Annotated in this window: 21 protein-coding genes; 10 read left to right on the top strand and 11 right to left on the bottom strand. The window is 57.2% G+C overall.

Annotated elements, in window-relative coordinates; all coding sequences use genetic code 11:
• Nucleotides 1-13: 13 nt before the first annotated feature.
• The 6 genes from livJ to ftsY all read right to left on the bottom strand — a co-directional run bounded on the left by livJ (nt 14) and on the right by ftsY (nt 6,998).
• On the bottom strand, nt 14-1,114 hold the full coding sequence (gene livJ, locus CKK19_RS07145) for a branched chain amino acid ABC transporter substrate-binding protein LivJ (protein WP_015571474.1): 1,101 nt from the start codon (nt 1,112-1,114) through the stop codon (nt 14-16).
• Nucleotides 1,115-1,311: 197 nt separating this feature from the next.
• A complete protein-coding gene (locus CKK19_RS07140) occupies nt 1,312-2,577 on the bottom strand; it encodes a 4-aminobutyrate--2-oxoglutarate transaminase (RefSeq protein WP_063853833.1) in 1,266 nt (421 codons plus the stop codon).
• A 136-nt stretch (nt 2,578-2,713) separates the two neighbouring features.
• Nucleotides 2,714-3,571 carry an RNA polymerase sigma factor RpoH gene (rpoH, locus tag CKK19_RS07135; RefSeq protein ID WP_000159624.1) on the bottom strand — a complete coding sequence of 286 codons (858 nt, stop codon included), beginning with the start codon at nt 3,569-3,571 and terminating at the stop codon, nt 2,714-2,716.
• A 250-nt stretch (nt 3,572-3,821) separates the two neighbouring features.
• Nucleotides 3,822-4,877: a permease-like cell division protein FtsX gene (gene ftsX / locus CKK19_RS07130; protein WP_022649667.1), complete on the bottom strand. Its 1,056-nt coding sequence runs from the start codon at nt 4,875-4,877 to the stop codon at nt 3,822-3,824.
• Nucleotides 4,870-5,535 carry a cell division ATP-binding protein FtsE gene (gene ftsE, locus CKK19_RS07125; RefSeq protein WP_006812284.1) on the bottom strand — a complete coding sequence of 222 codons (666 nt, stop codon included), beginning with the start codon at nt 5,533-5,535 and terminating at the stop codon, nt 4,870-4,872. Before ftsE ends, ftsX begins: the two co-directional genes overlap by 8 nt.
• Before the next feature lie 2 nt (nt 5,536-5,537).
• Nucleotides 5,538-6,998: a signal recognition particle-docking protein FtsY gene (gene ftsY, locus CKK19_RS07120; protein WP_063853834.1), complete on the bottom strand. Its 1,461-nt coding sequence runs from the start codon at nt 6,996-6,998 to the stop codon at nt 5,538-5,540.
• Nucleotides 6,999-7,124: 126 nt separating this feature from the next.
• Here ftsY and rsmD point away from each other — a divergent pair, with 126 nt between their 5' ends.
• Nucleotides 7,125-7,727 carry a 16S rRNA (guanine(966)-N(2))-methyltransferase gene (gene rsmD / locus CKK19_RS07115; protein ID WP_063853835.1) on the top strand — a complete coding sequence of 201 codons (603 nt, stop codon included), beginning with the start codon at nt 7,125-7,127 and terminating at the stop codon, nt 7,725-7,727.
• Nucleotides 7,711-7,992, top strand: coding sequence for a DUF1145 family protein (locus CKK19_RS07110; RefSeq protein ID WP_022649670.1), 282 nt, complete (start codon nt 7,711-7,713; stop codon nt 7,990-7,992). Before rsmD ends, CKK19_RS07110 begins: the two co-directional genes overlap by 17 nt.
• A gap of 66 nt (nt 7,993-8,058) precedes the next feature.
• On the opposite strand, the gene CKK19_RS07105 is transcribed toward CKK19_RS07110, so the two are convergent.
• Nucleotides 8,059-8,418 (bottom strand): DUF2500 domain-containing protein, encoded by a 360-nt coding sequence (locus CKK19_RS07105; protein ID WP_022649671.1) that lies wholly within the window; start codon nt 8,416-8,418, stop codon nt 8,059-8,061.
• Between the two features lie 129 nt (nt 8,419-8,547).
• Here CKK19_RS07105 and CKK19_RS07100 point away from each other — a divergent pair, with 129 nt between their 5' ends.
• Together CKK19_RS07100 and zntA are read left to right on the top strand one after the other, a co-directional pair.
• Nucleotides 8,548-9,174 (top strand): lysoplasmalogenase, encoded by a 627-nt coding sequence (locus CKK19_RS07100; protein ID WP_022649672.1) that lies wholly within the window; start codon nt 8,548-8,550, stop codon nt 9,172-9,174.
• Nucleotides 9,175-9,250: 76 nt separating this feature from the next.
• Entirely contained in the window at nt 9,251-11,422 is a 2,172-nt protein-coding gene (gene zntA, locus CKK19_RS07095) for a Zn(II)/Cd(II)/Pb(II) translocating P-type ATPase ZntA (protein WP_063148116.1), read from the top strand.
• Between the two features lie 89 nt (nt 11,423-11,511).
• On the opposite strand, the gene CKK19_RS07090 is transcribed toward zntA, so the two are convergent.
• The 4 genes from CKK19_RS07090 to tusA all read right to left on the bottom strand — a co-directional run bounded on the left by CKK19_RS07090 (nt 11,512) and on the right by tusA (nt 14,781).
• Entirely contained in the window at nt 11,512-12,798 is a 1,287-nt protein-coding gene (locus CKK19_RS07090) for a TRAP transporter large permease (RefSeq protein ID WP_022649674.1), read from the bottom strand.
• A 10-nt stretch (nt 12,799-12,808) separates the two neighbouring features.
• Nucleotides 12,809-13,318: a TRAP transporter small permease gene (locus CKK19_RS07085; RefSeq protein WP_023298808.1), complete on the bottom strand. Its 510-nt coding sequence runs from the start codon at nt 13,316-13,318 to the stop codon at nt 12,809-12,811.
• Between the two features lie 12 nt (nt 13,319-13,330).
• Complete coding sequence (locus CKK19_RS07080; protein WP_022649675.1) at nt 13,331-14,302, bottom strand: TRAP transporter substrate-binding protein; 972 nt, start codon at nt 14,300-14,302, stop codon at nt 13,331-13,333.
• Between the two features lie 236 nt (nt 14,303-14,538).
• On the bottom strand, nt 14,539-14,781 hold the full coding sequence (gene tusA, locus CKK19_RS07075; protein ID WP_000130627.1) for a sulfurtransferase TusA: 243 nt from the start codon (nt 14,779-14,781) through the stop codon (nt 14,539-14,541).
• Nucleotides 14,782-14,950: 169 nt separating this feature from the next.
• Here tusA and CKK19_RS07070 point away from each other — a divergent pair, with 169 nt between their 5' ends.
• From CKK19_RS07070 to CKK19_RS07045, 6 genes are all read left to right on the top strand, one after another.
• Nucleotides 14,951-15,616: a 7-cyano-7-deazaguanine/7-aminomethyl-7-deazaguanine transporter gene (locus CKK19_RS07070; RefSeq protein ID WP_022649676.1), complete on the top strand. Its 666-nt coding sequence runs from the start codon at nt 14,951-14,953 to the stop codon at nt 15,614-15,616.
• 72 nt (nt 15,617-15,688) lie between these two features.
• On the top strand, nt 15,689-16,246 hold the full coding sequence (locus CKK19_RS07065) for a DcrB family lipoprotein (RefSeq protein ID WP_022649677.1): 558 nt from the start codon (nt 15,689-15,691) through the stop codon (nt 16,244-16,246).
• 135 nt (nt 16,247-16,381) lie between these two features.
• Complete coding sequence (locus CKK19_RS07060) at nt 16,382-17,431, top strand: AI-2E family transporter (protein ID WP_003861270.1); 1,050 nt, start codon at nt 16,382-16,384, stop codon at nt 17,429-17,431.
• 125 nt (nt 17,432-17,556) lie between these two features.
• The gene (locus tag CKK19_RS07055; RefSeq protein ID WP_023307137.1) at nt 17,557-18,279 is read left to right on the top strand and encodes a beta-ketoacyl synthase chain length factor; all 723 of its coding nucleotides are present in this window, start codon (nt 17,557-17,559) and stop codon (nt 18,277-18,279) included.
• Nucleotides 18,276-19,091 (top strand): lysophospholipid acyltransferase family protein, encoded by an 816-nt coding sequence (locus CKK19_RS07050; protein WP_058677289.1) that lies wholly within the window; start codon nt 18,276-18,278, stop codon nt 19,089-19,091. Before CKK19_RS07055 ends, CKK19_RS07050 begins: the two co-directional genes overlap by 4 nt.
• The gene (locus CKK19_RS07045; protein WP_003861263.1) at nt 19,072-19,329 is read left to right on the top strand and encodes a phosphopantetheine-binding protein; all 258 of its coding nucleotides are present in this window, start codon (nt 19,072-19,074) and stop codon (nt 19,327-19,329) included. The genes CKK19_RS07050 and CKK19_RS07045 overlap by 20 nt, the downstream gene beginning before the upstream one ends.
• The last annotated feature ends 1 nt before the right edge of the window (nt 19,330 follow it).

Raw genomic sequence — 19,330 nt, 5'->3', positions numbered from 1 at the left:
TGCCTTTTTGCTTTTATTTGGCGTCTGTCGCCGTGCCGTTGGCATGCCAGTCAAACACGCCGAACTCGAAGCCCTTCAGGTCGCCCTTCTCATCCCAGGACAGCGGCCCCATCACGGTTTCCACCGAGTTCGCTTTCAGCCAGGTGGCAATCTCCGCCGGATCGGCTGACTGGTTCAGGCCCGCTTGCAGAGACTGCAACGCTGCGTAAGTGGTCCAGACGAACGCACCGCTTGGATCCTGTTTCTTCGCCTTGATGGCATCTACAACAGGTTTGTTCGCAGGCACCTGGTCGTAGTTTTTCGGTTTGGTCACCAGCAGCCCTTCAGCAGACTCACCCGCGATGTTAGACAGGGAAACGTTCGCCACGCCTTCTGGCCCCATGAACTGTGTCTTCAGACCCGCCGCACGCGCCTGACGCAGGATCTGCCCCATTTCCGGGTGGTAGCCGCCGTAATAAACGAAATCAATATTTTCTTTCTTCAGACGCGCTACCAGAGTCGAGAAGTCTTTCTCACCGGCGGTGATACCGTCAAAGAACACCACGTTGGCGTTCGCTTTTTTCAGGTTATCCTGCACCGCACGGGCCAGGCCTTCGCCGTACTGCTGTTTGTCATGAACAATCGCGATGCGCTGCGGCTTCACTTTTTCCACGATGTATTTCGCGGCGGTTGGCCCCTGATCGGAGTCCAGACCGGTGGTACGCAGGATCAGCTTATAGCCGCGCGCGGTCAGCTCTGGTGCCGTCGCAGCCGGCGTGATCATCAGAATGCCTTCGTCTTCGTAGATGTCAGACGCGGGCTGGGTGGAAGAGGAGCACAGGTGACCGATAACGTATTTGATCCCGTCATTTACCACTTTGTTCGCCACCGCGACCGCCTGTTTCGGGTCACAGGCATCGTCATATTTTACGATTTGCAGCTTTTCGCCCTTGATGCCGCCCTTAGCATTAATGTCTGCAACCGCCTGTTCCGCGCCCGTAAATTCCTGGTCGCCGTACTGTGCTACCGGACCGGACATCGCGCCCACCACGGCCACTTTAATATCGGCCTGCGCCATTGTGCTGAATGCCAACGCGATACATCCTGCCAGTAACGCTTTACCCTTCATGTTCATCCTGAGATTCCCCATTATTATGGTTATAACGATTGTTGTGATGTTGTTGTGTAGCGCTTTATTTCAATTATAGGCGTGCTGTTCGCGCTTTTTCAGCATACTCTGCTAAAACATACCCCATTTTTATGATTTTGGAATAGCTAATTTGAAATGAAAATATGATAAGCCCGACTGTCATTTGAGCCGGGCTTTTGGCTTTATCGTGTCAGCGAGGCGGAAATAATATCCAGCGCTTTACGGAACTGCGCTTCGGGGATGGTGAGCGGGTAGAGGAAGCGGATAACATTGCCGTAGACGCCGCAACTCAAAAGCAGCAGCCCTTCGTTCAACGCGCGCTCCTGAACCTGACGGGTAAATTCCGGCGACGGCTGTCCGGTTTGCGGATCGGTAAATTCCACCGCCACCATCGAGCCCTGTCCACGGATATCGGCGATCCAGGGACAGCCATCCTTCGCTTTATTCAGCACCTCGACAAGATGATGGCCGAGATGAGACGCGCGCGTGCAGAGATCTTCCTCGTCAATCACGTCCAGCACCGCATGGGCCGCCGCAATCGCCAGCGGGTTACCCGCGTAGGTGCCGCCCAGTCCGCCCGGAGCGGGCGCGTCCATCACCTCTGCCCGGCCAGAGACGGCAGAGAGCGGCATTCCGCCCGCCAGGCTTTTCGCCATGGTGATCAGATCGGGCTTCACGCAGTGGTTTTCCATGGAGAATAGCTTGCCGGTACGGGCGAAGCCGGTTTGCACTTCGTCGGCAATCAGTAAAATCCCGTGGGTATCGCACAGGGCACGCAGCGCCTGCATAAAATCAGCGGGCGCGACGTTGAATCCGCCCTCGCCCTGGACCGGTTCAATAATGACTGCCGCCACCTGATCGGGCGCGATATCGGCTTTGAAGATGCGCTCCAGGCTTTTTAACGCTTCGGCGGTACTGACGCCGTGCAGGTTGTTGGGGAATTGCGCGTGGTACACCGAGCCGGGGAACGGGCCGAAGCCGAGCTTATAGGGCGCCACTTTGCCGGTCAGCGCCATGGTCATAAAGGTACGACCGTGGAACGCGCCGCCGAAGGTGATAAGGCCGGGACGTCTGGTGTACGCGCGGGCAATTTTCACCGCGTTTTCGACCGCTTCTGCACCGGTTGAGAAAAAGGCGGTTTTGGCTGGCCCCTCTATGGGTACGCGCTGGTTGATGCGCTCGGCAAGCGCCACATAACCTTCATAGGGGACGATCTGGTAAGCGGTATGGGTAAAGGCATGAAGCTGTTTTTCGATGGCGGCGATAACTTTAGAATGGCAATGCCCGGTATTCAGCACGGCGATCCCGGCGGCAAAATCAATATACTCGTTACCTTCTACATCCCACACCGTGGCGTTTTCGGCTTTATCGGCATAGAAGTTACACATGACGCCGATACCGCGCGGCGTCGCCTGTAAACGCCGGTCGTTCAGTTCGTTATTTTTCACCCTGTCACCCTCTGAAAGTCGCCTGCTTAGCGCATCAGTAAGTGTTTGCCAGGGGGAAGAAATTCGCCAGAGCGGGCGCTAAAAAAACAAAACCCCCAGACTCTCATCCAGGGGTTCTCGGTGTACTTCGCGGAAATTACGCTTCGATAGCGGCGCGAAGTTTTTTCATGGCGTTCTTCTCAAGCTGACGCACACGTTCAGCGGAGACGCCGTAGCGGTCGGCCAGTTCCTGCAACGTGGACTTGTTATCTTCGTCCAGCCAGCGGGCACGGATGATATCCTGGCTACGCTCGTCGAGGCCTTCCATCGCGAAGGTCAGCTTGTTTGCCGCCTGGTCTTCCCAGTTATCCTCTTCAATGCCGTCAGCAAAGTTAGAGGTTTTATCCTGCAGATACAGGACCGGGGCCATCGGCTGGCTGTCGGAGGCATCGTCGTCGGCAGACATATCAAACGTCATGTCCTGCGCGGCCATACGGGATTCCATCTCGCGGACGTCTTTGCTGGAAACGCCCAGCTCGCGCGCCACCATTTCCACTTCATCCTGATTGAACCAGCCCAGACGCTGCTTGGTTTTACGCAGGTTGAAGAACAGTTTGCGCTGCGCTTTCGTCGTGGCGACTTTCACAATACGCCAGTTACGCAGGACGTATTCGTGAATTTCCGCTTTGATCCAGTGCACGGCGAAGGAGACGAGTCGCACACCCACTTCCGGGTTGAAGCGACGTACCGCCTTCATCAGGCCAATGTTACCTTCCTGAATCAGGTCCGCCTGCGGCAGGCCGTAGCCCGCATAATTACGAGCAACGTGAACAACAAAGCGCAGGTGAGACAGGATCAGCGTTTTAGCTGCTTCCAGATCGCCCTGGTAATGCAGCTTTTCAGCAAGCTCCTTTTCTTCCTCAGCCGTTAACATCGGCCAGGTGTTCGCAGCCCGGATGTAAGATTCCAGGTTACCAACAGGGGCTAAAGCTAAAGTTTGCATTTCTTTGGTCATTCATTCCTCTCAATGTTTCTTCTGGTCCAGGTTGTCCCCGTCAGGCAACAACCATGCCAAAGCGTTTGAGCAACGAGATTAGCATTCACTCTTTTATCAGACAGTGATTTTATCCACAAGTTCCAGGTGCAACAGTGAATAAATTACGCACAAAATGTGACATGAAGATGATTACAGGGGAAGAGACAACAGGGACGCTTTCCCTGCAAGCGAACATCTCGGTGCAGGGAAAGATTATATCACGCTTTTATTAGTCGGGAGTAAAGTGGCGTAAATGTTGAACCGTTGCCAGCCATGCCGCCACCCAGCCGATCATGGAGCAGACCAGCAGCAACAGCAGGCACTCATCGAACCCTAAGCCACTGATATCAAACTTCGTTCCGAAAACCTGCGCCACCTCGGTGACGGCAGACGACAGCCGCATCACCAAAATTTCTGACAAAATCAATGAAAGAAATGCACCAGAAAAACCTAATAACGCGCCGCCATAGAGAAACGGGCGGAGGATGAAACCATCCGTTGCGCCAATCAGTTTCTGCACGTTGATGGTATCGCGACGGGCGAAGATGCTCAGGCGCACGCTGTTACCGATGACGAGGAACACCGCCGCCACCATCAGCACGCCGATCATCGCCGATACGCGCCCCACCAGCCCGGTCAGGGCGGCAAGACGGGCAAACCAGCTGTCGTCCATGCGCACTTCATCAATCCCATTGATGCGGGTAATGCGGTCGCGCAGGGTGTTGAGCGAATCGGTGCCCTGGAAATCGAGCTTCGGGATCACCACCGCCACGGCGGGCAGCGGGTTCTCTTCCAGCATATCCAGCGCGCCGCCGAACCCGGACCAGTTGCGGAATTCGCCCAGCGCTTCATCGCGGGAAAGATAGTTCACTTTCTCCACGCCCTGCTCGGCCTGAATCTGCCCCACTACCTGAGCCGCCGCGTTATCGTCGAGGGCTTTATCCAGATAAACGGTAATCTGCGGCGACGGATAGTACTGGGACGCCGCCTGGTTCACGTTTTTGTAAACCATGTAGCAGACGCTGGGCAGCGTCAGGGAGATGGCAATCACCATCACCGTTAGGAACGTCGCCAGCGGTTTGCTTTTTAGATCCTGCAACGCGCCCTGGAAGGCGTAGCGCACCTGTTCGTTGAAGACGTTGGTTTTACGGGAGTTCGGTTTCGGTGTCGCTTTGGCACGCTTAGGCGCATGGCGATTGCCGTCCCCGCCGCCCTGAGGCTTGCGGAAACGGTCAAACCGGTTGCTGAACTGCCGAATCTGGTTCATTGCATCACGCTTATTCACCGTGGCCTCCGTGCAAATGCCCGTCGCTCAGGGTCAGCATGCGGTACGAACGGCGTGAGATAAGCCCCATGTCGTGCGTCGCCATCAGTACCGTGACCCCCACGCGGTTAAATTCCTCAAACAGACGCAGGATCCCTTCAGAGAGGGCATCGTCCAGGTTACCGGTCGGTTCATCCGCCAGCAAGACGGCAGGCTTGTTCACCACCGCACGGGCGATGCCCACGCGCTGCTGCTCACCGCCGGAGAGCTGGATCGGGAAGTTCTTCGCTTTGTCCAGCAGCCCGACCTTATCCAGCGCCGCCGAAACGCGACGGCGGATATCATCGTAACTGGCGCCGGCAATAATCAGCGGGATCGCGACGTTATCGAAAACCGTGCGATCCATCAGCAGGTGGTGATCCTGGAAAATCATGCCAATTTGACGACGCAGGAACGGCACTTCACGGTTCTTAAGACGGCTAATTTCATGGCCGCTGAACCAGATTTTCCCGGCACTTGGCCGCTCGATCCCACAGATCAGCTTGAGCAGGGTACTTTTCCCCGCGCCGGAATGGCCGGTCAGGAATGCCATCTCGCCTGGCTGGAGGTGGAATGTTACCCCCTGCAGCGCTTGTCTCCCGCCGAGATAGGCCTTGCTGACGTGTTCAAAGCGAATCATTGTTAGTCCTCTCGGGCAAATAGTGCCTCAATAAAGTCGTCCGCTTTAAACGGACGTAAATCCTCAATACGCTCGCCCACACCGATGTAACGGATAGGAATGCCGAACTGGTCGGCCATGGAGAAGATCACCCCGCCTTTCGCGGTGCCGTCCAGCTTGGTCAGCGTGATCCCGGTCAGTCCTACCGCTTCATTGAACAGCTTCGCCTGGCTGATGGCGTTCTGTCCGGTGCTGGCGTCGATAGTCAGCATAATTTCATGCGGTGCATCTTCGTCCAGCTTCTTCATGACGCGAACGATTTTCTTCAGCTCTTCCATCAGGTGCGATTTGTTCTGCAAACGCCCTGCGGTATCTGCAATCAGCACGTCCACGTTACGCGACTTCGCCGCCTGGATGGCATCGAAAATCACGGACGCGGAATCCGCGCCGGTGTGCTGGGCAATGACCGGAATATTGTTGCGCTGGCCCCACACCTGGAGCTGTTCCACCGCTGCCGCACGGAAGGTATCGCCCGCCGCCAGCATCACCGATTTGCCCTGCTGCTCAAACTGGCGCGCCAGCTTGCCGATGGTGGTGGTTTTACCCACGCCGTTTACGCCAACCATCAGAATAACAAAGGGCGTTTTGCCTTCAATATTAAGCGGTTCGTCAACTTTTGCGAGAATTTCACCCATCTCGTCTTTCAGCAGGCCGTACAGCGCCTCGGCGTCACGCAGCTGTTTGCGGTTCGCCCCTTCGGTCAGGTTGGCGATGATTTTCCGGGTGGTTTCCACGCCCACGTCCGCAATCAGCAGTTGCTCTTCCAGCTCCTCAAACAGATCGTCGTCGATCTTCTTGCCGCGGAACAGACTGATAAATCCGGAACCTAAGTTTTCTTTGGTTTTGAGCAGGCTGCGCTTCAGGCGCGCGAAGAAACCTTCTTTGGTCGGTTTTTCCTGCTCCTGAACGATCTCTTCTTCGGCCTGCTCTTCCACCGGCACGACGATGACCGCTTCTTCAGCCGCTTCCGCCGCCAGCGCCTGGGCCTCCAGCTCTTCGTCGGTCAGCTCAGGCTCAAGGGCCGCTTCTTCTTCCACCGCCTCAACAATTTCAACGGTTTCCGCTTCGGCCTGCCACTCTTCGGCAGAAACTTCTTCAGCTTTCACCTCTTCCGGCAGCGGCAGCGCTTCGTGTTCGATAGCGGCCTGCGGCGCTTCGGTAAGGGTTTCAACGATAACCGGCTCTGGTTTTTCGCTCTCCTGAACCTGTTCAGTAACCTCAACCACCTCTTCAGCAAAGGATTCAATCTCTTCTTTGCTGTGGGCTGGCTCTTCCGCTTCGACAACCGCAGCGGTTTCGACAGGCGTTTCAGGCTGTGACTGCTCTTCTACAACCTGCTGTTCTTCGGTTTTCTGTTCTGTTTCTTGCTCTTTTTCACCGAAACCCAACCAGGAAAAGAAGCCACGTTTTTTTTGTTTTGCCATTTGCGACTACACTCCTCGCGGCGCTATATACAGGGAAGCTAAAAAAATGATGAAATAGTCTAACACTTTACTTAATTGACATCACCGCCCGCAATCGCAGGGCATTGTTAACAGAGCTTTCCTGAGATGAAGAAACCCACCCGCGCCCCGGCCGGACAAATTCGCATTATCGGCGGTCAGTGGCGAGGCCGGAAATTACCGGTGCCGGACAGCCCCGGTTTACGCCCTACCACGGACCGCGTTCGCGAGACGCTGTTTAACTGGCTCGCCCCGTCAATGGTAGACGCCCATTGCCTGGACTGCTTCGCCGGAAGCGGTGCATTAGGGCTGGAAGCGCTGTCGCGCTATGCTGCGAGCGCCACGCTACTGGAGATGGAGCGCGGCGTCGCGCAGACGTTGCAGCAAAATTTGGCTACGCTGAAAGCAACCAACGCCAAAGTGGTGAATACCAACACGCTGAGCTTCCTCGCGCAACAGGGGACGCCGTTCAACGTGGTGTTTGTTGACCCGCCGTTCCGTAAAGGGCTGCTGGAAGAGACGCTATCCCTGCTGGAGCAAAATGGCTGGTTGGCGGACGACGCGCTGATTTACGTTGAAAGCGAAGTGGAAAATGGTCTGCCGCCCGTTCCCGTTCACTGGGATCTGCACCGCGAGAAGGTCGCCGGCCAGGTGGCTTATCGTCTGTATCACCGTCAGGCACAAGGAGGATCCGATGCCAGTACTGATTAACGTAGGGCGCTTGCTGATGCTGGGCGTCTGGGCATTTTTGATTTTGAATCTGGTGCACCCGTTCCCGCGTCCGCTGAATATCTTCATTAACGTGGCGCTGATTTTTACCGCGTTCATGCATGCCTTGCAGATGGTGATGCTGAAAAACGGACTGCCGAAAGATAGCCCACCGATGACCGGCTGGCAGCAGCTGCGGGTGTTTATTTTCGGCGTATTTGAGCTGCTGGTGTGGATGAAGAAGTTTAAGGCGCAGGTGAAGAAGTAAGGTGCGGCCTGATGCCCTCACCCTATCCCTCTCCCCTTCGGGGAGAGGGCCGGGGTGAGGGGAAAATTACTGCTCCGGTTCAAACCCTTCAAACCGCGACCCTTTGTAGCTCAGCGTGCCTTTCTCCCCCACCGTCAGCTGGTGGTACTGCTGCGCCTCCAGTCGGAAGGTCATCTCCAGCCCGCCGGTTTCCGGCTTAAAGCTCGCTTCATAGCGCATCGTTGTGCCCGCAGGCGTCACCTGCTGCTGGCGGGATCGGCGGTCATTAAGCGGTTTCTCGCGCTTGTTCGTCACCACCACGCGCTTTTGCATCAGCGGTGCGGCATCGTTGTCGGCCTTCTCACGGCGCTGCTGCACGAAGCGAAACGAGGCGGCAATGACGATAATCGCCAGCACGACAATAAAAAACAGCGGCATCTTGCTCATTGAAAAATCCCATCAGATTATGCGGAATTCAGGATACCTCGCCTGCCCCGGCATTGCCAAACGCCCGCTCGCGTCACTACACTGGATCAGAAACTGATCATTCAGCCTCAACAGTTACAGGGAGTTAATATGCTTTGGTCATTTATCGCTGTCTGTTTTTCCGCATGGCTTTACGTCGATGCGTCTTACCGTGGCCCAGCCTGGCAGCGCTGGTTGTTTAAACCCGTCACGCTATTGCTCCTGCTGTTGCTTGCCTGGCAGGCACCGATGTTTAACGCCATCAGCTATCTTGTCCTCGCGGGGCTGTGTGCGTCCCTGATTGGCGATGCCTTAACCCTACTGCCGCGCCAGCGTCTGCTGTACGCCGTGGGGGCATTCTTCCTGTCGCATCTGCTCTATACCATCTACTTTGCCAGCCAGATGACGCTCTCCATCTTCTGGCCGCTGCCGCTGGTGCTGCTGGTGATTGGCGCCCTGCTGATCGCGGTGATCTGGTCGCGTCTGGAAGAGATGCGTCTGCCGGTGTGTACGTTTATCGCCATGACGCTGGTGATGGTGTGGCTGGCGGGCGAGCTGTGGTTCTTCCGTCCGACAGCGCCTGCGATGTCCGCGTTCTTCGGTGCCGCACTGTTGCTTTTGGGTAACATCGTCTGGTTGGGCAGCCACTATCGCCGCCGCTTCCGTGCGGATAATGCGATTTCTGCCGCCTGTTACTTTGCCGGACACTTCCTGATTGTGCGTTCGCTGTATATCTAAATAACGCTTGACTCTGGAGTCGACTCCAGAGTGTATGCTGCGGTTAATGAGAAAATTATCATTACCGGAGACTGCCATGTCGACTCCAGAAATACCTAAAAAAGTTCCCAAATTCTCGGCACTTAAGCTCAGCCCGGTTCCGCCAAAAGAGGACTGCTGCTGCGAGGGCGCATGCGAAACGCAAACTCAAACGCTGCCTGAAAGCGGCAATCACTACAGCTGGGTCGTCAACGGCATGGACTGCGCGGCCTGCGCCCGCAAAGTGGAAAACGCGGTGAAGCAGGTGCCGGGTGTGAACCACGTTCAGGTGCTGTTCGCCACTGAAAAGCTGCTGGTCAGCGCCGAAAACGACGTCAGCAGACAGGTTGAAGCCGCCGTCAGCAAAGCGGGTTATACCCTGCGCAGCGAAACGGCGCCCGCAGAAAAAACGTCTCCGCTAAAAGAAAATCTGCCCCTTATCACCCTCATCATCATGATGGCCCTGAGCTGGGGGCTGGAGCAGATCAACCACCCGTTCGGCAACCTGGCGTTTATCGCCACCACGCTGGTTGGCCTGTTCCCGATTGCCCGTCAGGCGCTGCGTCTGATGAGAAGCGGCAGCTGGTTTGCCATCGAAACGCTGATGAGCGTGGCGGCTATCGGGGCGCTGTTTATTGGCGCGACGGCGGAAGCGGCGATGGTGCTGCTGCTGTTCTTAATTGGCGAACGCCTTGAGGGCTGGGCGGCGAGCCGGGCGCGTAAAGGGGTGAGCGCGCTGATGGCGCTAAAGCCGGAAACCGCCACGCGGGTTATTGATGGTCAGCGTGAAACGGTCGCCATCAACACCCTGCGCCCGGGTGACGTGATTGAAGTGCCCGCAGGCGGACGTCTGCCAGCCGATGGGGCCCTCGTTACCGCCACCGCAAGTTTTGACGAAAGTGCCCTGACCGGGGAATCCATCCCGGTTGCGCGCGCGGCGGGTGAAAAGGTGCCTGCGGGTGCCACCAGCGTCGACCGACTGGTGCAGTTGACGGTCCTTTCCGAACCGGGCGACAGCGCCATCGACCGCATCCTCAGGCTGATTGAAGAGGCCGAGGAGCGCCGCGCGCCGGTAGAACGCTTTATCGATCGCTTCAGCCGGATTTACACCCCCGCCATCATGCTGGTGGCGCTGCTGGTCACCGTCGTCCCGCCGCTGTTCTTCGGCGCACCGTGGGAGGGCTGGATTTACAAAGGGCTGACGCTGCTGCTGATCGGCTGTCCGTGTGCGCTGGTGATCTCCACCCCGGCGGCGATTACCTCCGGGCTGGCGGCGGCGGCACGTCGCGGGGCGCTGATTAAGGGCGGCGCGGCGCTGGAGCAACTGAGTCAGGTCCAGCACATCGCCTTCGATAAAACCGGCACGCTGACCGTCGGCAAGCCGCAGGTGACCGGCGTGTATCCGCAGGACATCAGTGAAGACGCCCTGCTGACGCTGGCCGCTGCCGTGGAGCAGGGCTCCACCCACCCTCTGGCGCAGGCGATTGTGCGTGAAGCGAAGGGCCGCGGGCTGAACATCCCTCCGGCAACGGCCCAGCGAGCGCTGGTCGGGTCAGGGATTGAAGCTGTGGTCGAAGGCAAAAAAGTGCTGATCGCCGCGGCGGACGCGCGCTCTACTCCACAGGTTGAGGCGCTGGAGCAGGCCGGGCAGACGGTCGTTACCGTGATGCAGGACGGTGTGTCGATGGGCATGCTGGCGCTGCGCGACACCCTGCGTGACGATGCGAAAGACGCCGTCGACGCGCTACACAGGCTGGGAGTACAGGGCGTGATCCTGACCGGCGATAATCCGCGCGCGGCGGCGGCGATTGCAGGCGAGCTGGGGCTGGAGTTTAAGGCCGGATTGTTGCCTGCGGATAAAGTCAGCGCGGTAACCGAGCTGAACAGCAACGCCCCGCTGGCGATGGTCGGGGACGGAATAAACGATGCCCCGGCAATGAAAGCTTCCACCATCGGCATTGCGATGGGCAGCGGCACCGACGTGGCGCTGGAGACCGCCGACGCGGCGCTGACGCACAACCGCCTGACCGGGCTGGCGCAGATGATAGAACTTGCGCGGGCGACGCGCGCCAATATTCGGCAGAACATCGGCATTGCGCTGGGTCTGAAGGGGATTTTCCTGATCACCACGCTGCTCGGCATGACCGGACTGTGGCTGGCGGTACTGGCGGATACGGGGGCGACGGTGCTAGTTACGGCGAACGCGTTGCGGTTGTTGCGTCAAAGGTAAAAGTGAAACGGCAACCGGGTTGCCGTTTCTCGTGTTTACCCCCTCTCCCCGCGGGAGAGGGCCGGGGTGAGGGCATCAGGCCGCACGCGTCACTGCATTCCTAACAGCCCCGGCAACCACAATGAAATCGCCGGAATGTACGTCACCATCCCCAGCACGACCAGCAACATACCGTAAAACGGCAGCATCGCCCGCACCACGTGTTCGATCTTCTGCTTACTCACCGCACTCGCCACAAACAGCACCGACCCGACCGGCGGCGTGATCAGCCCAATTCCCAGGTTAACCATCATGATCATCCCAAAATGCACCGGGTCGATACCCAGTGCATTGGTCACCGGCAGCAGCACCGGCGTCAGGATCAGGATGATCGGCGCCATGTCCATCAGCGTGCCAATCAGCAGCAGCATGATGTTGAGGTACATGAGGATCACGTACTTGTTATCGGAGAGCGATGTGAAGAATTCGGTGATGCGCATCGGCAGTTGCATGTAGGTCATCACCGCCCCAAACGCCGCGGCAAAGCCGATTAAAATCATCACGATGGTGACGGTTTTCACCGTGCGGCACATCAGCTTCGGCAGTTCGCTCCACTTGTAGTCGCGGTAGATAAACATGGTGACGAAGAACGCCCACAGGCAGGCCACGGCGGCAGATTCGGTGGCGGTAAAAATCCCGGACAAGATCCCGCCGAGGATAATCACCACCGTCATCAGCCCCCACAGGGCATCGAGCATAATTTTCAGCGCCTGCCTGAACGGGATTTTGTCCCCCTTCGGGTAGCCGCGCTTGCGGGCGAAGCACAGGCAGAGCACCATCAGGCTCACCCCCAGCAGCAGGCCCGGCAGCACGCCCGCGATAAACAGCGTGGCGATGGAGACCGTTCCCCCCGCCGCCAGGGAGTAAATCACCGAGTTGTGGCTGGGCGGGATCAGAATCGCCTGCACCGACCCGCTGGCCGTCACCGCCGCCGCGTATTCGCGCGGATAACCCTTCTTCTCCATCTCCGGGATCATCACGCTGCCGATAGACGCCGTATCCGCCACCGACGAGCCGGAAATCGCGCCGAAGAACGTCGAGGCGACAATGTTCACCAGCGACAGCCCACCGCGGATAAAGCCGACGAACACGTAGGCGAAATTCACCAGCCGTCGGGCAATGCCCCCTTCCGCCATGATCGCCCCGGCAAGAATGAAGAACGGGATTGCCAGCAGGGTAAATTTATTGACCCCGCTGGTGATCTGGATCATCAGCGCCTCCAGCGGCAGGTCAATCCACAGCGCGCCCGCCACGGCGCTTAAGCCGACGGCGAAGGCCACCGGCATCCCCAGCGCCAGCAAAATGGCGAGGGTGAATAACAAAACAAAAGCATCCATTGTTCACCCCTTAACTGTGATTGCCGATCAGCACGACCGGACGGTTTTCCTGCGAGCCAAACAGCAGGCGTTCAAGCACAAACAGGATCAAAATGGCCGACCCGACAGGCAGAGGCAGATAGCTTTCGCCGGAGGTCAAGAGCGGAAACTCCGCCACCGGCTGCTCCCACAGCTCAACGCACAGCCAGTAGCTGTACCAGCACATCAGGCCAGAAATAAGCAGCATCAGCAGATCCACTACCCGCGCGCACAGCCTTTGCAGCGACGCGGGCAGGCGGTCGGTAAGCATGTTGACCGCAATATGCGACCCGGCGCGGTAGCTCACCGCCGCGCCGATGAAGGTAAACGTCACCATGCAGATAATGGCGATCGGCTCCGGCCAGGATTCGCCGCGATTGAGCACGTAGCGTGAGAAGATGCCGATGGGGATGACAATCGTCATCACCAGCAGCGAGAGACCCGCCACCGCCATGGCGAGCAGGTACAGACGATCCATCCACTTCAGGTAGAGTTCGGACATACGTACTCCGGATTACTGAACGTCAGCGATGGCTTTCATCAGATCCTGATGCTTGTCGCCATACTGCGCGCGCACCGGCTCAGTGGCTTTGATGAACACCGTTTTGTCGATATCGTGGAACTTCACGCCGCCAGCCTTCATTTTTGCCAGCGCCTGGTCGTTATACGCATTCCACAGCTTGCGCTGCTCGAACTGCGCTTCGCGGGCCAGCGTCAGGATCTTTTGCTGTTCGTCAGCGCTCAGTTTGTCCCATTTCACTTTGGAGTAGAGCAGCATTTCCGGAGTGATAAAGTGGCCGCTCAGCGTGTAGTTTTTGGCGATCGGCATGTAGTTGTGGGCGATAAAGGTTGGCGGGTTGTTCTCCGCGCCATCGATCACCCCGGTCTGCATGCCGCTGTAAACCTCGCTGACGCCCATCGCCACCGAGTTCGCCCCCATCGCTTTCAGCGTGGCCAGCGCCACCGGGCTACCCTGAACGCGGATCTTCTTCCCTTTCAGGTCTTCCGGTTTAACGATTGGCTCTTTGGTGATCAGGTTGCGGGTGCCGGAATCCATCCAGCCGAGGAAGACCAGGCGCGATTTCGGGTTGGCGGTCAGCTTGTCGCCAATCTGCTTGCCGATATCCCCGTCGATCACCTTGTGCATGTGGTCTTCATCGCGGAATACGTAGGGCAGCGTAAACACTTCGATATCCGGCAGGATGGCGGCAACCGGCGCCATAGAGACGCGGATCATGTCTATCGCCCCCATCTGCGCCTGCTCAATCATCTGCTTTTCATCCCCCAGCACGCCGCCGGGGAAGACCTTAATCTCCAGCTTGCCATCGGTTTGTTGTTTGAGTTTTTCACCCATCTGCTGAACCGCCACCACGTTCGGGTAGCCTTCAGGATGCACATCGGCGGCTTTGATGGTCTGGGCAGAAACGGTGCAGGCAAAAGCAGACAGGCACAGAGCAGCCAGTAACGGCTTGAGGGTCGTTTTCATTGAGTCAACTCCAGGGTAGTGAAATAAGCGTTAAAACGATGTTTTAGTTTTTGACGTTTAAAAATTAGACTACGGCTGGAAAAAGGAGGGTGAAGCGCCTCACAAAAAGCGCGAAATTTTGAAACGATGGTTTAGAAAGGTTTTCGCCCTCTCACTTTGGGAGAGGGTTCCCCACAAATTAATGCGAGCACTGAGCAATCCCCTCGCCCCTCCGGGGAGAGGGTTAGGGTGAGGGCTTACCCCTTACGAATCAAATACCGGTACGGCAAGGTCTCGGTTTGCTGCGCTACCAGTTCATGTTCCATAAAGGTACAAAAACCGGGAATATCGCGGGTAGTGGCCGGGTCATCGGCGACGATCAGCAGCGTTTCGCCGCTCTGCATGTTACGGACGGTCTTACGCACCATCATTACCGGCTCCGGGCAACGGAGGCCCTGAGCATCAAGCGTGTGGTCTGGGCTGGAAAACAGGTCAGTCATGTTCTTCTCGTTCAGGTAAAAACGGCTGTAGTTTACGCCCCGCTATCGCCAATGCAAACCAGGTTAACGATTGCGTGAAAATTAGCCATTGCAAAGTGTCGTCAAAGCAGTATCATGCGGCGGCTTTATTGGGTTCCCTCACCCCAAATATTAATCAAAAAGGTACAATATGAACTCCTTTACACAATCGCAACGCGTCAAGGCGTTGTTCTGGCTTTCGCTATTTCATCTGCTGGTGATCATCTCCAGTAACTATCTGGTACAGCTCCCCATCTCCATTTTTGGTTTCCATACCACCTGGGGCGCGTTCAGTTTCCCGTTTATTTTCCTTGCGACGGATTTAACCGTGCGTATTTTTGGCGCACCGCTGGCGCGGCGGATTATTTTTGCGGTGATGATCCCGGCACTGTTTGTCTCCTACGCCATCTCCTCGCTGTTTTACATGGGAAGCTGGCAGGGCTTCGAAGCGCTGACGCACTTCAACCTGTTCGTCGCGCGTATTGCCGCCGCCAGCTTTATGGCCTATGCCCTGGGGCAGATCCTCGATGTCCACGTGTTTAACCGCCTGCGTCAGAACCATCGCTGGTGGATGGCACCAACGGCTTCCACGCTGTTCGGTAACGTGAGCGATACGCTGGCCTTCTTCTTCATTGCCTTCTGGCGCAGCCCGGACGCCTTCATGGCAGAACACTGGATGGAAATCGCTCTGGTGGACTACGCCTTTAAGGTGCTTATCAGCCTGGTCTTCTTCCTGCCGATGTACGGCGTGCTGTTGAATATGCTGCTGAAAAGACTGGCAGATAAATCTGAAATCTCCGCATTGCAGGCAGGTTAAGGGTTCGCTTTATCAGTTGTGATAAGATGAACGAATGAGCCGCTATGGCCGTTTATCGAAAGGAAGAAGTCAATGCGCAATCTGGTTAAATATGTCGGGATTGGCCTGCTGGTTGTTGGCCTTGCAGCCTGTGATAACAGCGACACCAAAACGCCTGCTCAGGGCGCGTCAGCAGAAAGCAACGCCACCGGTCAGCCGGTGAGCCTGATGGATGGCAAACTCAGTTTCTCTCTGCCCGCGGACATGACCGATCAGAGCGGTAAGCTGGGCACCCAGGCGAACAACATGCACGTCTACTCCGATGCCACCGGGCAAAAAGCAGTCATTGTGATTGTCGGTGACGATACCAGCGAAGATCTGGGTGTGCTGTCCAAACGTCTGGAAGATCAGCAGCGCAGCCGCGACCCGCAGCTTCAGGTGGTGACCAATAAGTCTATCGAGCTGAAAGGCCACACGCTGCAACAGCTGGACAGCATCATCTCCGCCAAAGGCCAGACCGCTTACTCCTCCGTGGTTCTCGGCAAGGTAGATAATAAACTGCTGACCATGCAGATCACTCTGCCTGCAGATAATCAGCAAAAAGCGCAGGCAACCGCTGAAAACATCATTAACACCCTCGTGATCCAGTAATCGTTCACCAGGATGACGTGGCCTCCGTCGCTTGCGCCGGGGGCCATTTTTTTTCCATGACTTTAAGACTAACGCTCCAGACGAAGCGAATCCGGCGCACTACAATTAGCAAGCCCCCCGGAAAAAGGAATTCTTATGACTGCCAGCCCGCCCGACAAAGCCGGACTTCATATTTTATTAAAACTCGCCTGCCTGGTGGTTATCCTTGCGGGTATCCATGCGGCGGCGGATATCATTGTTCAGCTTCTGCTGGCGCTGTTTTTCGCCATCGTCCTCAACCCGCTGGTGACGTGGTTTTTACGCCGGGGCATCAGCCGCCCGGTCGCGATTACCATTGTGGTGATGGTGATGCTGGTTGTCCTGACGGCGCTGTTCGGCGTGCTCGCCGCCTCGCTGAGCGAATTTTCCACCATGCTGCCGCAGTACAATAAAGAGCTGACGCGCAAGCTGGTCGATCTCCAGCGCATGTTGCCGTTCGTGAATCTGCATATCTCACCGGAACGGATGCTGCGCCGGATGGATTCCGAGAAGGTGATGACCTACGCCACCACGTTGATGACCGGGCTTTCCGGGGCAATGGCCAGCATTCTGCTGCTGGTGATGACGGTGGTGTTTATGCTGTTCGAAGTGCGCCACGTGCCGTATAAGCTGCGTTTTGCCCTGAACAATCCGCAGATCCACATTGCCGGCTTGCATCGCGCGCTGAAGGGTGTGTCCAAATATCTGGCGCTGAAAACGCTGTTAAGCCTGTGGACCGGCGTGATCGTCTGGCTGGGGCTGGTGCTGCTGGACGTGCAGTTCGCGCTGATGTGGGGCGTGCTGGCGTTTTTACTGAACTACGTGCCCAATATCGGCGCGGTGCTTTCTGCCGTTCCGCCGATGATCCAGGCGTTCCTGTTTAACGGTTTTTATGAGTGCATGCTGGTAGGGGCGCTGTTCCTCGTCGTGCATATGGTGCTGGGCAATATTCTCGAACCGCGCATGATGGGTCACCGTCTGGGCATGTCGACGATGGTGGTGTTTTTATCGTTACTGATCTGGGGATGGCTGCTGGGACCGGTGGGCATGCTGCTCTCCGTGCCGCTCACCAGCGTCTGTAAAATCTGGATGGAAACCACGAAAGGAGGCAGTAAACTCGCCATTCTGCTGGGTCCGGGTCGGCCAAAAAGCCGTTTGCCGGGATAACCGGGTGGAAAGGGTTAAAAGTGACGTTTATTCGCCAGCGCGACGACAACATTGTACGATGTGCGCAGCAAATCGCGCTGGCGAAGAAAAAGTCACAGAAACAGGTTTATCGCGGACGCGCGTAGATGAAATTTACACTTACCCTTATCGACTGGCAGGCAAGAGCGCCAGGACTCAGCGATGCCGACGAATGGCAGGCATGGTCACGCCGGTCTGACGCCATCGATCCTGATGCACCGCTGGCGAAACTGACCGATCTGCCGATGATGACCGCCCGCCGCCTGAATTCAGGCAGCAAGCTGGCCGTCGATCTTGGCCTGATGATGCTGCGCAAACACCGCATCGACGCCGTCGTCTACAGCAGCCGTCACGGGGAGCTGGAACGCAATTTTCGTATTCTCCAGGCCCTGGCGGCAGATCAGCCCGTTTCCCCCACCGATTTTGCCATGTCGGTACACAACTCGGCGGTCGGCAATCTCACTATCGCCGCGCGTCAGCCTGTTGTCTCTTCGTCGGTTTCCGCCGGTATGGATACCTTCCAGCAGAGCTTATGCGAGGTGCTGAGTCTGCTACATGCGGGCTACTCACGCGTGTTGCTGGTAGATTTCGACGGTCTGCTGCCGGAGTTTTATCACGCCGGGCTGCCGCCGCAGATGCCCGTCTGGCCCTACGCGCTGGCGCTGGTAATTGAGGCCGGAAATACGCTCAGCTGTGAAACGCACGCCAACCGCAGGCCTGAAGAGCCCGCGCTGCCGCAAAGCCTGCAGTTCCTGCGCCATTACCTGCGGGACGAGCGCCAGTTTACCCTGCCGGGCGAGCGCCTGCTGTGGCAATGGACGCGCCAATGAGAGGGTTACGTTCCCGCCTCGATCGGGTATGGCGCATGCTGATGACCGGATTGTGCTTCGCCCTGTTCGGCCTCGGCGGGCTGACGCTGTCGCTGGTGTGGTTTAACCTGCTGCTGATTTTCCAGCGTGACCGCACCCAACGTCGCCGCCTGGCACGCCGCACTATTTCTGCCAGTTTCCGCCTGTTCCTCGCGGTGGTACGCGGTGTAGGGGTACTGGATTACCGTTTCAACAACCTGGACGTTTTGCGCGCCGAGCGGGGCTGTCTGGTGATTGCGAACCATCCCTCGCTGCTGGACTACGTTCTGCTGGCGTCGGTGATGAACGAAACCGACTGTCTGGTGAAAAGCGCGTTGCTGCGTAACCCGTTCGTCAGCGGCGTGATCCGCGCGGCGGACTATCTGATTAACAGCGAAGCCGACACGCTGCTTGCCGCAAGCCAGCAGCGTCTGGCCCAGGGCGACACCCTGCTTATCTTCCCCGAAGGCACCCGCACCCGGGTGGGGGAAGCCATTACCCTGCAGCGTGGGGCGGCGAATATCGCCGTTCGCTGCAACAGCGCCGTGCGCGTGGTGGTGATCCACTGTAGCGAACGGATGCTGGATAAACAGAGCAACTGGTATAACGTGCCCCCCAACAAACCTGTTTTCACCGTGGATGTTCGCGAACGCATCAACATTCATGATTTTTATGATGCGAGTCAGCACGAACCCGCGCTGGCAGCAAGGCAGTTAAACCGGCATATGCAGCATCAGTTAACAACCGGTCTTCAATCTTTGTCAGGAACGAAAGATGCAAGCGCTCTATCTTGAAATTAAGAATCTCATTATCTCTACGCTGAATCTGGAAGAACTTACCCCAGAGGATATTGATACAGACGCCGCGCTCTTTGGCGACGGCCTCGGTCTGGACTCAATCGACGCCCTTGAGCTGGGGCTGGCGGTAAAAAATCAGTACGGCGTAGTGCTTTCTGCCGAAAGTGACGAGATGCGTCAGCACTTCTATTCCGTTGCCACGCTCGCGGCTTTTATTCATCAACAACGCGCCTGAG

This window comes from Enterobacter sp. CCUG 70166 (assembly GCF_020224095.1).
GTDB lineage: Bacteria > Pseudomonadota > Gammaproteobacteria > Enterobacterales > Enterobacteriaceae > Enterobacter > Enterobacter intestinihominis.
This window is presented reverse-complemented; position numbering and strand designations above follow the sequence as displayed.

What these genes read in the sequence shown, in the direction of transcription:
- CKK19_RS07100 (WP_022649672.1), top strand. Translation starts at nt 8,548, where the DNA reads ATGCTTTGGTCATTTATCGCTGTCTGTTTTTCCGCATGGCTTTACGTC.
- rpoH (WP_000159624.1), bottom strand. Translation starts at nt 3,571, where the DNA reads ATGACCAAAGAAATGCAAACTTTAGCTTTAGCCCCTGTTGGTAACCTG.
- CKK19_RS07050 (WP_058677289.1), top strand. Translation starts at nt 18,276, where the DNA reads ATGAGAGGGTTACGTTCCCGCCTCGATCGGGTATGGCGCATGCTGATG.
- CKK19_RS07060 (WP_003861270.1), top strand. Translation starts at nt 16,382, where the DNA reads ATGACTGCCAGCCCGCCCGACAAAGCCGGACTTCATATTTTATTAAAA.
- livJ (WP_015571474.1), bottom strand. Translation starts at nt 1,114, where the DNA reads ATGAACATGAAGGGTAAAGCGTTACTGGCAGGATGTATCGCGTTGGCA.
- CKK19_RS07105 (WP_022649671.1), bottom strand. Translation starts at nt 8,418, where the DNA reads ATGAGCAAGATGCCGCTGTTTTTTATTGTCGTGCTGGCGATTATCGTC.
- tusA (WP_000130627.1), bottom strand. Translation starts at nt 14,781, where the DNA reads ATGACTGACCTGTTTTCCAGCCCAGACCACACGCTTGATGCTCAGGGC.
- CKK19_RS07055 (WP_023307137.1), top strand. Translation starts at nt 17,557, where the DNA reads ATGAAATTTACACTTACCCTTATCGACTGGCAGGCAAGAGCGCCAGGA.
- CKK19_RS07090 (WP_022649674.1), bottom strand. Translation starts at nt 12,798, where the DNA reads ATGGATGCTTTTGTTTTGTTATTCACCCTCGCCATTTTGCTGGCGCTG.
- CKK19_RS07080 (WP_022649675.1), bottom strand. Translation starts at nt 14,302, where the DNA reads ATGAAAACGACCCTCAAGCCGTTACTGGCTGCTCTGTGCCTGTCTGCT.
- ftsY (WP_063853834.1), bottom strand. Translation starts at nt 6,998, where the DNA reads ATGGCAAAACAAAAAAAACGTGGCTTCTTTTCCTGGTTGGGTTTCGGT.
- ftsE (WP_006812284.1), bottom strand. Translation starts at nt 5,535, where the DNA reads ATGATTCGCTTTGAACACGTCAGCAAGGCCTATCTCGGCGGGAGACAA.
- CKK19_RS07070 (WP_022649676.1), top strand. Translation starts at nt 14,951, where the DNA reads ATGAACTCCTTTACACAATCGCAACGCGTCAAGGCGTTGTTCTGGCTT.
- zntA (WP_063148116.1), top strand. Translation starts at nt 9,251, where the DNA reads ATGTCGACTCCAGAAATACCTAAAAAAGTTCCCAAATTCTCGGCACTT.
- CKK19_RS07085 (WP_023298808.1), bottom strand. Translation starts at nt 13,318, where the DNA reads ATGTCCGAACTCTACCTGAAGTGGATGGATCGTCTGTACCTGCTCGCC.
- CKK19_RS07045 (WP_003861263.1), top strand. Translation starts at nt 19,072, where the DNA reads ATGCAAGCGCTCTATCTTGAAATTAAGAATCTCATTATCTCTACGCTG.
- CKK19_RS07065 (WP_022649677.1), top strand. Translation starts at nt 15,689, where the DNA reads ATGCGCAATCTGGTTAAATATGTCGGGATTGGCCTGCTGGTTGTTGGC.
- CKK19_RS07110 (WP_022649670.1), top strand. Translation starts at nt 7,711, where the DNA reads ATGCCAGTACTGATTAACGTAGGGCGCTTGCTGATGCTGGGCGTCTGG.
- rsmD (WP_063853835.1), top strand. Translation starts at nt 7,125, where the DNA reads ATGAAGAAACCCACCCGCGCCCCGGCCGGACAAATTCGCATTATCGGC.